Origin of the sequence: Paraburkholderia sp. BL25I1N1 (assembly GCF_003002025.1) — a bacterium.
Classification (GTDB): domain Bacteria; phylum Pseudomonadota; class Gammaproteobacteria; order Burkholderiales; family Burkholderiaceae; genus Paraburkholderia.
The window spans coordinates 95,809-104,562 of the sequence record NZ_PVZB01000031.1; the positions used below are offsets into that span (position 1 = coordinate 95,809).

6 protein-coding genes and 1 pseudogene are annotated in these 8,754 nt (G+C 59.8%); 5 read left to right on the forward strand and 2 right to left on the reverse strand.

Annotated features, from left to right (window positions below; translation table 11 throughout):
• Positions 1-436: 436 nt before the first annotated feature.
• The 4 genes from B0G73_RS34080 to B0G73_RS40240 are packed head-to-tail and all read left to right on the forward strand — an operon-like array spanning position 437 to position 5,661.
• The gene (locus tag B0G73_RS34080; RefSeq protein ID WP_106285508.1) at positions 437-1,078 is read left to right on the forward strand and encodes a hypothetical protein; all 642 of its coding nucleotides are present in this window, start codon (positions 437-439) and stop codon (positions 1,076-1,078) included.
• Positions 1,075-3,060 carry a hypothetical protein gene (locus tag B0G73_RS34085; RefSeq protein ID WP_181196709.1) on the forward strand — a complete coding sequence of 662 codons (1,986 nt, stop codon included), beginning with the start codon at positions 1,075-1,077 and terminating at the stop codon, positions 3,058-3,060. Before B0G73_RS34080 ends, B0G73_RS34085 begins: the two co-directional genes overlap by 4 nt.
• Positions 3,061-3,064: 4 nt before the next feature.
• Positions 3,065-4,057 carry an ATP-binding protein gene (locus B0G73_RS34090; RefSeq protein WP_106285509.1) on the forward strand — a complete coding sequence of 331 codons (993 nt, stop codon included), beginning with the start codon at positions 3,065-3,067 and terminating at the stop codon, positions 4,055-4,057.
• Complete coding sequence (locus B0G73_RS40240) at positions 4,054-5,661, forward strand: hypothetical protein (protein WP_146142578.1); 1,608 nt, start codon at positions 4,054-4,056, stop codon at positions 5,659-5,661. Before B0G73_RS34090 ends, B0G73_RS40240 begins: the two co-directional genes overlap by 4 nt.
• Before the next feature lie 330 nt (positions 5,662-5,991).
• On the opposite strand, the gene B0G73_RS34095 is transcribed toward B0G73_RS40240, so the two are convergent.
• Positions 5,992-7,167, reverse strand: a complete 1,176-nt coding sequence (locus B0G73_RS34095; RefSeq protein ID WP_106285510.1) for a tyrosine-type recombinase/integrase — start codon at positions 7,165-7,167, stop codon at positions 5,992-5,994.
• Positions 7,168-7,258: 91 nt separating this feature from the next.
• Between B0G73_RS34095 and B0G73_RS34100 the strand changes: the two are divergent.
• Positions 7,259-7,525 (forward strand): annotated as a pseudogene (locus B0G73_RS34100) (integrase core domain-containing protein); the annotation flags it as partial.
• A gap of 154 nt (positions 7,526-7,679) precedes the next feature.
• On the opposite strand, the gene B0G73_RS34105 reads toward B0G73_RS34100, so the two are convergent.
• Complete coding sequence (locus B0G73_RS34105) at positions 7,680-8,156, reverse strand: IclR family transcriptional regulator (protein ID WP_106285519.1); 477 nt, start codon at positions 8,154-8,156, stop codon at positions 7,680-7,682.
• Positions 8,157-8,754 lie beyond the last annotated feature (598 nt).

The window sequence follows — 8,754 nt, forward strand, 5'->3', positions numbered from 1 at the left end:
GCCGGTTGCCGAGCGATGACCTCGACTCGCGCCTCCGCCCGCATTGCTCCAGACGGCTCGCGGGCCCGTGAAACATTGGTGAACAAAAGATGTATCCGCCAGATCGCCGTCGATCAAGGCTTTGCCGGGCGATCGCGTGAAAATGTTTCACGGAAAAATCGGCATACCGCCACCTGGACGCGTTTAGTTGCGGACTTTCCGGCGAGCACAAGCTATGCGGCGGGAGTCGTCACACCGAACGTATGATTCATTACGTAAAGTGTAGTATCCGTACATCAATGCTTTTTGCACCTTCCGGGATATAGGAGGGTCCGCGCGCTGCCGGCAGCGCGAGTGCGCGCGCTATCGGCGGGGCGGGGCGTCGACTCACTCCTTCTCGCTTTCCCTCGTTTTTGTACTACAACTCCATAGTCGTCTCAGGAAACTGGGGGCCGCAATGGCCAACCCGCGGTACGTCTGTCCGGTCGACGATGCGCGTCCCTACGGAGTGCATCGCTACGATGTCTATGGCCTGAAGATTGACCGTCGCCTGACACTGTTCGGCCATCGAGCGTTGAACGCGTGGCTGCAGCTTGAGTTCGATCCCGATATCGTCAGCTATTGCGAACGCCCGCTGCGTGCTCGTGGTGCGTTCCCGGCTCGTCGGATAGATTTCTGGGCGAAAGCCAATGACACCGAGCGCCTCGTCATCCTGCTTCGGACTTCGGAACTGCAATGGGCCACGATGCCCCCGCGCTGGTTCGCGGCGTTCGAAGCGTGGGCCGCGAAGTCCCGAATGGAGGTTTGTCTTGTCGAGCCGGAAGAAGCTGCGACAGGTGAGGTACTGCGTCGCAATCAGGCCGCCATACTTCACCACGTTGCGGCAGGGCACGCTTTCGTCTCGGAGAGGATGAAGCAGCACGCGCTTGACTCGAGCGGGGGAGGCGCGAGCCTGCTTGAGCTCGAAGGCAGACTGTGCCCCCAAGACCCCGTGCTGGCACGGACTGTCGCATTCATGCTGGTCCTCGACGGTCGCCTACGCTGTCCAACTCTTGCCCTTGAGCCAATCGGTCGACATACCCTGCTGGTGCGCGGATGAAGATGATGGCCTTCGGCGACCTTCGCTTCGACCGGCAATCGGTACCAGAGGAATTGAGCGATATTGCGAAGTGGCCATCCGCAGATGACAGCGGCTTGTCCAGTGCCGATCGTGATCTGCTGCGAAGGCGCATTCAGGCGATAACGCTCTTTATTGACCGGCAGACGTCGTTGCGCGAAATCGGTCGCTTGACTGGAGTACGGTTCAACGACCTCTACAGGCTGTTCGAGCGGTGCACTGCGGTCCATGACGACGGAAGGATTTTCGGTGTGCGCGCGCTGATCCCCTACAGCCATATTCGCGGGTACCAGCGCACGGCCGTTGTCGTTCTTTCCCGCGATGGTGTCCGAGGCGGGGCGACCGGGGCGTTCGCACAACTGTTGCAACGATATCCGGTGATCTCGCAATGGATCGAGCGCAAAGTCGACGAGCGTGGCCGAAAGAACGGCGGACGACGCGAGGTACTGAGAAGTCTCCGGCGTCTGCATCGCGACTTTCTCGACCAGTGTCGGCGGTCAGGTGTCGGCGCAAACGACTATCCGTTTAACCAGCAGCATCTCGGCGAGCGTTCGCTGGCGACTCACATTCGACGCCTCGCAGACCGGCATTTTGATGGGTCGGCGCAGGCAGCCGGCGCAGCACAGATCGGCCATCCCTGGAACGATACTGGCGAACATGTGCGCAAGTCCGCTGCCCGGCCATTTGATGTTGTCGAATTCGACGGTCACAGGATCGACCTGCGCATCACGCTAAGAATCGATGACCCGCTCGGCTTCGAAACCCTTCTCGCGCTTCACCGGATCTGGATCCTGATTCTGCTTGATGTCGCGACGCGTGCAGTGATCGGCTACAGCCTTGCGTTAGGTAGGGAATACAACAAGGACGATATTGCTGAAGCGTTGCAGGCGACCCTGAAGCCGCACGAAACGCGGGCGTACCGCATTCCCGGCCTGCGCGTGCGCGCAGGCGGCGGGTTCCCCTCAGAAACCATCCCCGCGACTGCGTGGGCGTGCTGGAGCACCTTGCGATTCGACGCTGCAAAGGCGCATTTCGCGAAGGCGACGCTTGATCGACTGACTGGCGTGGTCGGCTGCTGGACCGATAACGGGCCGCTTTGCGAAAAAAATGAGCGGGCGTTCGTCGAGCGGTTCTTTGACCACATCGCGTCTCACTTTGCGCATCGGCTGCCCGGAACAACGGGACGGGCGCCGCAGGCGGTGGAACGCGCGCTCAATGACGTGGGCGGGAATTTGTCGTTGCTGATGAGCCTTGATGAACTCGAAGATGTCATTGATGTGGTGCTCGCCGATTACAATGGCGAGCCGCACACCGGCCTGGGTGGTCGCACACCGCTCGAGGCGATGCGTTTTCTTCTTGAACGCGGTTCCGGTCTCATCCAGACCTTACCCATTGCCCGCCGCAGCACATTGTGCCTGCTGCAGGAGGCTCGCGTCGTCACGATACGCGGCAGTGCGAAGCGGGGCGTGCGTCCGCACATCAACTTCGAGTATGTACGCTACTCCAACAGTGTCCTCTCAAGTAATGCATCGCTGATCGGTCAGCAATTGCGTGTCTACTTCAATGTGAAGGACATCCGGCATATCCATGCCTTTTTCATGGATGGTTCTGAAGTGGGCATGCTGACCGCAGTACGGCCATGGTGTTTTTCCCAGCACTCGTTGCGTGTGCGACAGGAGATCTTCAGGCTCGTCCATCAGCGCAAGATGGCGTACCGGGATGGAGAAGACCCGGTCGAGGCGTGGTTCGCCTACAAGAAGTCCGAAGCGACCCATCACCAGCGCAGTGCAAACGATCTTGCCCGCATGCTTACGGATCGGGCGAAGTCACACACGACGGGAACGGCTTTCTCCGCCCCCCCATCACCGGACACGCTGCCGCAACCTTTGGCGACTGAGAGGCAAAGGCAATCACGTATCGCCCGGCCAGCGCTCCGACTGACGCAGATCTTCACGTTTTCCTGACGGCATGCTTCTCTCGACGACGCGTCCTCTTGCGCCCGACGCCCATCCGCTGCTGAACAGGGGCTACATGGTGCCGACGCCGTCGATCGGCGCGATGTACATGTGTATTCTCCGTTGCATCCGGCGTGGCGTATCCGGCGCCATGATCTACGGGCATACCCGTTGGGGGAAAACGTACGCGATCCGGTATTGCGAGCGCCTGCTGCGCGACGAGTTACCCCGAGTCGCGATCTTCCATCTGGGCATGCCGCAAAACCCAAGCCGTTCAGAAAGCCTGTTTTTCGGGATGCTTCTGGCGGCCGCCCGGCATGAACGTCCCGATAGTGGCTCGGCCCTGCAGCGACGTTTCCGTCTTTACAACAGGTTGACCGAAATCGTGGAGCGTGCATCGGGCAAGTCGCTTGTCGTGTTCGTTGACGAGGCCCAACGTCTTGAACTCGAACACTATGAGTGGCTGCGCGACGTGCAGGACGAGATGGAGCGCCGGGGCATCCGGATGTACACGTTCCTGGTGGGTCAGCCGAGCATCCTGAATCGCAAGACTTCATTCCGACAGAGCATCGATACATCGCAGATCGTGTCGCGGTTCATGATCGAGGAGATGCGCTTCCAGGGCTTCCAGTCCGCCGCTGATCTCGAAGTATCGCTCAGCGCGTACGACGAGTCGGTGTTTCCGGAAGGAAGCGACTGGACGTTCACCAGGTTTTTCCTGCAGCATGCGTACGACTCAGGCTTCCGGCTCGGACACCAGAGTGAACTGGTTTGGGAAGCGTTCGGTCAGGCGCACAGGAACGCGCGCTTCGACTTCACGATGGAACTGCCGATGGAATATGTCGCCCGTGCGGTGGAAATCGTGCTTGGCGATAACCTGGAACATGATGCGCCGGGATTCGCGCTTAGTCCGGCGTTGTGGGCGCTGGCCGTGGAGGAGTCGGATTATGCCGCGGCGCTGGAGGATCTGCGCATCGTGTTCGTTGACAGCCCGGCCGGTCCATGAAACGGCGCTTCGAGATCCTGCTACCACTCGCCAATGAAACCTCGTCGGCGGAATGGTGCTGGCGGGACGACTGGAATGTATCCGGACAGTCAGCCTTCATGCTGCTCGCCAAATTCCAGCAGCTCAACAGCCTGTCATGTACAGCGGTCGCGATGATGTTCCTGCGTAACCCTGGTACAACGGGACTTCAGCGTGATGTCGATTTACACGATGCGGAGAAGTTCGATCTCGTTCAGATGTCGAACCTGATGCACATGTCCCTATCGGATGTCGCCGCTGCCTTTCCGCCACGCTTTCAACGGACCGGTGCGACGCGCGGTCCGTCACTGCGCTGGTGTACGCAGTGCGCGTCGAAAGGTGTCCACCTTACCGCATTCCAGTTCAGCGGCTGCAATACGTGTCCTCTTCACGGTTGCGCCCTTCGTGATCGCTGTGCGCAATGTGGGGAGGCGATGGCCGTGTATCGCCTGCGGGCCAGCCTTTTTCGTGCGCCGTTCAGTTGTCCGTCGTGCGGACATGATTGGGCGCCGGCGCTTCGTAGGCTTGACGACCACGCTTTACGATTGTCTTCCGCCTATCGGCAGAGCCTGGCACAGGGTCTCTGCCGGGGCTGGTTTGGACGCCGGTCTCCAAACGTAGTGCGACTGTTGCGATTGCCCGGTCAAACCGCGGAACGGCTTTCATGGCTCGCTTCAGCGCCGCATTGTGGGAGCCGCCTGGATACCGGTGGGGACTTCTGCGAGCGGCTCATTCGGGACGATACAGACGCCAGCCTGCATGTACTGGCACGATATTACGACCGTGACGGCGCGTCCGGGAGCGGCGCGCCTCGCTCACATCCCGGCGAGGACATTACGATCGACGCGCTCGCCTGCTATAAGGCGATAAAGCGGTACGTCGTTCGCTGTGTCGGAGGCGGGCATCGCTCCTGTTCTGTCAGCGCAGCCCGCCATTTGACCTGGTGCCTTGATGCCAGAACAACGACACTATTCTGTCCGGTTGCGCACGCGATGCTCAGATGGCGAACAAAATGGGAAGGCGTTCGCATTCCATCCCATCTGTTAGCTCGGAGTGAACACGGGCCGCTGGGAATTCTGGCCTGGCTCTCGCTTCTTGCGCCAGTCGGCCTCGCACATTGGAGCACGGCGGCAGATCGCTGGGTAATTCTCCATGCGCTCGCTCGCGCGTGTCTTGACAGCTTTTTTTGCTATCTGCGTGAAGCCGACGACGTCACCGGCAGATCGAGGCCTGTGTGGATGCCGTTTCCCGTGGTGGACTTTCCGGAACGGGAATGGGTGGTGCTGGACCGGGATTCGGAAGGGAAGGCCGAGCCTCTACGATTAGTCGTCGCCCGTGGTCGAACGGACCGCATCGTTAAAAAAGCACAGCCACAGCTCAATGGCGAACATCACCGGCAGCGGCATCTGTGCGTGCTGAATGAAAACTTGGCGCCATCAGAACGGCTGACGCCCACGGGGCGCAGGCGCGATGTGAGTTCTGATAGCGACCTTGCAGTGACCGACCCCTTGCGTGTGCATCGTAGTGGCGACATCAGTGTTACTGCGATGGTGGTCGCAGTCCTGTTGGCATCAGATACCGAATAGGGCAGGCGGGGAGACTGCCTGGACGCCGTGCCTTTTTTTGCTTCCAGGGCGGAGAGATGAGCGCTGGAGCAATCGGTCGCTGAGATCGACACCGATTGCCGGCTCGGGGAGCGGTACCAATCATACTGAACAATCTGCACGCCGACCGTATTGGCATTGCACGGCAGTCATAATTAAGGATTCCGAATTATTTGCATGGTCGTTCGTGCTTACACGGATAGTCCAGATAGTCGGCCCCAAGCCTATCCTTTCCGCAGCGGCACGCACAGAGGTCCGGCCGGAGCCGTCTCGCTTTACCGTGAAATTGCTGTCCGGCCCGAAATCCGCACTTCACCAGTCCAGACGATGCTTCTCTTCTGTCTCGCGGTGACGGGTATCGTCGTCGCTATGAAGATAGATGCTCGTCGTCGAAATCGATGCATGTCCAAGGTTGTCTCGCACGAGTCGCAGATCGAGGTTGCCGTCGGCCATGTGCGACCCGGCACTGTGCCTCAGCCAGTGTGCGGATGCGCGCTCGAGATGCGTAGCACGCGCGGCATAGTCTTCACCGCGAAGCCTTAATTTGTCCGCTGCGCCAGCAAAGATGCCTTTGATGATCGAGTGCAGCGCGGCCCGCGTGAGAGGCTTCATGGATTTGCCGAGCGGCAACACCAGCGGCGTGTCCTCGCGCGAGGACGGGAGCGGTGCGAGCCCGCGCGCGCGCCTATAGCGCGCGAGTTCGACCATCATCTCGACGGAGGCGGGGACGAGTCGCTCCTTGTCACCTTTGCCAAGCACCTCCAGCCACCACCGTTCGCGCCCCTCGTTGTCACGCCGGCAAAAAAACTTGCCCATCGTGTTGCCACCGACCTCCGAAATCCGCAGGCCGCCCAGGTAGAGCAAAGTAAAGAGCCATCGAGCGCGCCAGTAACGTTCCTGTTCCCGATCGCTATCACGGGGCAGGCCGTCGATATAGACCTTGACCTCCTGCCAGAGGTCGCGTTCGAGGTATCGGGTGATGCGAGGCGCCAGACGACGGGACCGCTGGCGCGATAGCGACAGCGGGTTGCCGGCCAGGTAGCCAGCTTCGACCAGCCACGCAAACAGCGCATTGAGGATCACCATCGCCTGGCGCTGGCTTGAGATTGCCAGCGGCCCGTAAAACGGCCGCCAGCGCGGATCGTGACGCGGGAACTTGCGCCCGCCATCCGACACCCAGCGCGAACACGGTTGTGGATCCTCCAGGAACAGCCTGTAGGCGAGCAGGTCCTCGTGCGTGAGCGATGACAAAGGCTTGCCCAGCTGTACGATGGACCACAACAGGAGCCGCTCGGCTTCCTTCCGGTAGTTTTCGAAAGTGGTCTTCGTATCGACGACACGGGCGAGCCACGCACGTATCGCGCTCAGGTCGTCTGCTGCGGTGATCTGCTTACGACCGTTCGCCCGGTTGACGCCGTGGCGACCGTCAAGGTCGGGCGGCAGGTCGAGCGCGTCGAGCGGGCGCGGAGCGATCAGGGTCGTCGTCATGGTCTGAACGTGGATCGGGTGGGAGCACAGGTCACCGCAATTGTCGCACGCGCGGAAGAGCCTTTGACACTACAGCCATAATGTCCAAAAATCGAAACGTAGCATCGAGCCGTCAGTGGGCAGCGTGAGCGACTCCTACGATAACGCACTGGCTGAAACGATCAACGGCTTGTACAAGGCAGACGTGATCCATCGCCTCGGACCGTGGCGCAATCTGCAGGCCGTTGAAATCGCGACGCTCGAATGTGCGGACTGGTTCAACAATCGTCGACTCTTCGGTCCCATCGGCAACATTCCACCTGCCGAGGCAGAAGCCGCTTATGATTCAAAACTTGCTTGGTCCGCCATCGGGGCGTGACTCAGGCCGTTTATAGGCATGCAGTCTGTCTCGCCGCCGTCCACACCACCAACGTCTCGAAGGACACCGGAGCTTGACCAGTGACGCATTAAAACCCGCTTGTCAAAATGGGGAAGTCCTTATAGGCGGTTCAAGTTTGCCACCAATTTTGACGTCAACTGATATAAGCGTCGAGTTGCTTCTGATCCATGTTGGCGAGGAACACGCGGCCGCTGGACGTGCAGTGTAAAGGCGTACGATGCCCTTTCTGGAAATTGAGTGTCAGAGGCGAGTTGCCGATTGCGCTATCGACGTAGACCACCTCCGAGCCGCGCATGACGCCAAGACTCACGGTCTCCGAAGTCCGCCTTGAAAGCTCCATGAGAAGTGCGTGGACGGGGCCGTGCGAAAACGCAGTGGTGAGTACGTTGGTCGCGAGTTCCAGCAATCGCGGACCAACCTGATAGCGCCCGCGTTCGATGCCGTGCTCGAGAAAGCCGAGTTCCTCAAGATTGCTCACGAGACGGTGAGCCGTCGTCTTCGGGATGCCGAGTGCAGTGATGATATCCACGGTCGACACACGTCCCAGTTGAGCCGTCATCTCGATGATGTGGAAAGCTCTCTCGGTAGGGGAGACCTCGGGTTCTGCCATTTTCGGAACGGGATTTCAACCTTGCGCATGGCTGCCTTACGCCGTTTGCCAGACGTCGACGCCTGGTACGAGACTGGCTAATGTGAGGATAGGGACGCGTAAGGATACATGAATCAACTGGGTCACGTAGAACGTATTAAATCTGTCTCTATTGCGTAATTAAAAGTGTCACTTTGCGTTGGCGACGCTTTAACGCAACTAACCGTCAGCCGGCACAGGGCGTTTCAACTGCTTCGCTATAAACCGTTTGGCAAAAGGGAGGTGCAGCCCGCCACCCCGCGGCCGGCACCGAAATGCGACTATTACCCGTTCGACCCACGCGAGGCATCACTGCGTAGTCGTAGAAGCACTCGATCCTGGAGCGCGAGGCGGTCCCGCCGTCGCATCGCCGGCACCGTTGAACGGACCGGGAGGAGCCCATAGCAGAAATGTGAACGACACCAGACGCAGCGAAATGGCGCTTCGATCACACTGCTTGGTGCGCGACAATTGGAAAGTCCGCTCGTGTTGCCTCACGGGATAATGTTACTCCCGGCTAATTGTCATCGACGAATCGTTTGTTGGTGAAGGCTGGCGCTGCGTAGCAGCGTCAGCCTTC

What these genes read in the sequence shown, in the direction of transcription:
- B0G73_RS34105 (WP_106285519.1), bottom strand. Translation starts at nt 8,156, where the DNA reads ATGGCAGAACCCGAGGTCTCCCCTACCGAGAGAGCTTTCCACATCATC.
- B0G73_RS34085 (WP_181196709.1), top strand. Translation starts at nt 1,075, where the DNA reads ATGAAGATGATGGCCTTCGGCGACCTTCGCTTCGACCGGCAATCGGTA.
- B0G73_RS40240 (WP_146142578.1), top strand. Translation starts at nt 4,054, where the DNA reads ATGAAACGGCGCTTCGAGATCCTGCTACCACTCGCCAATGAAACCTCG.
- B0G73_RS34090 (WP_106285509.1), top strand. Translation starts at nt 3,065, where the DNA reads ATGCTTCTCTCGACGACGCGTCCTCTTGCGCCCGACGCCCATCCGCTG.
- B0G73_RS34095 (WP_106285510.1), bottom strand. Translation starts at nt 7,167, where the DNA reads ATGACGACGACCCTGATCGCTCCGCGCCCGCTCGACGCGCTCGACCTG.
- B0G73_RS34080 (WP_106285508.1), top strand. Translation starts at nt 437, where the DNA reads ATGGCCAACCCGCGGTACGTCTGTCCGGTCGACGATGCGCGTCCCTAC.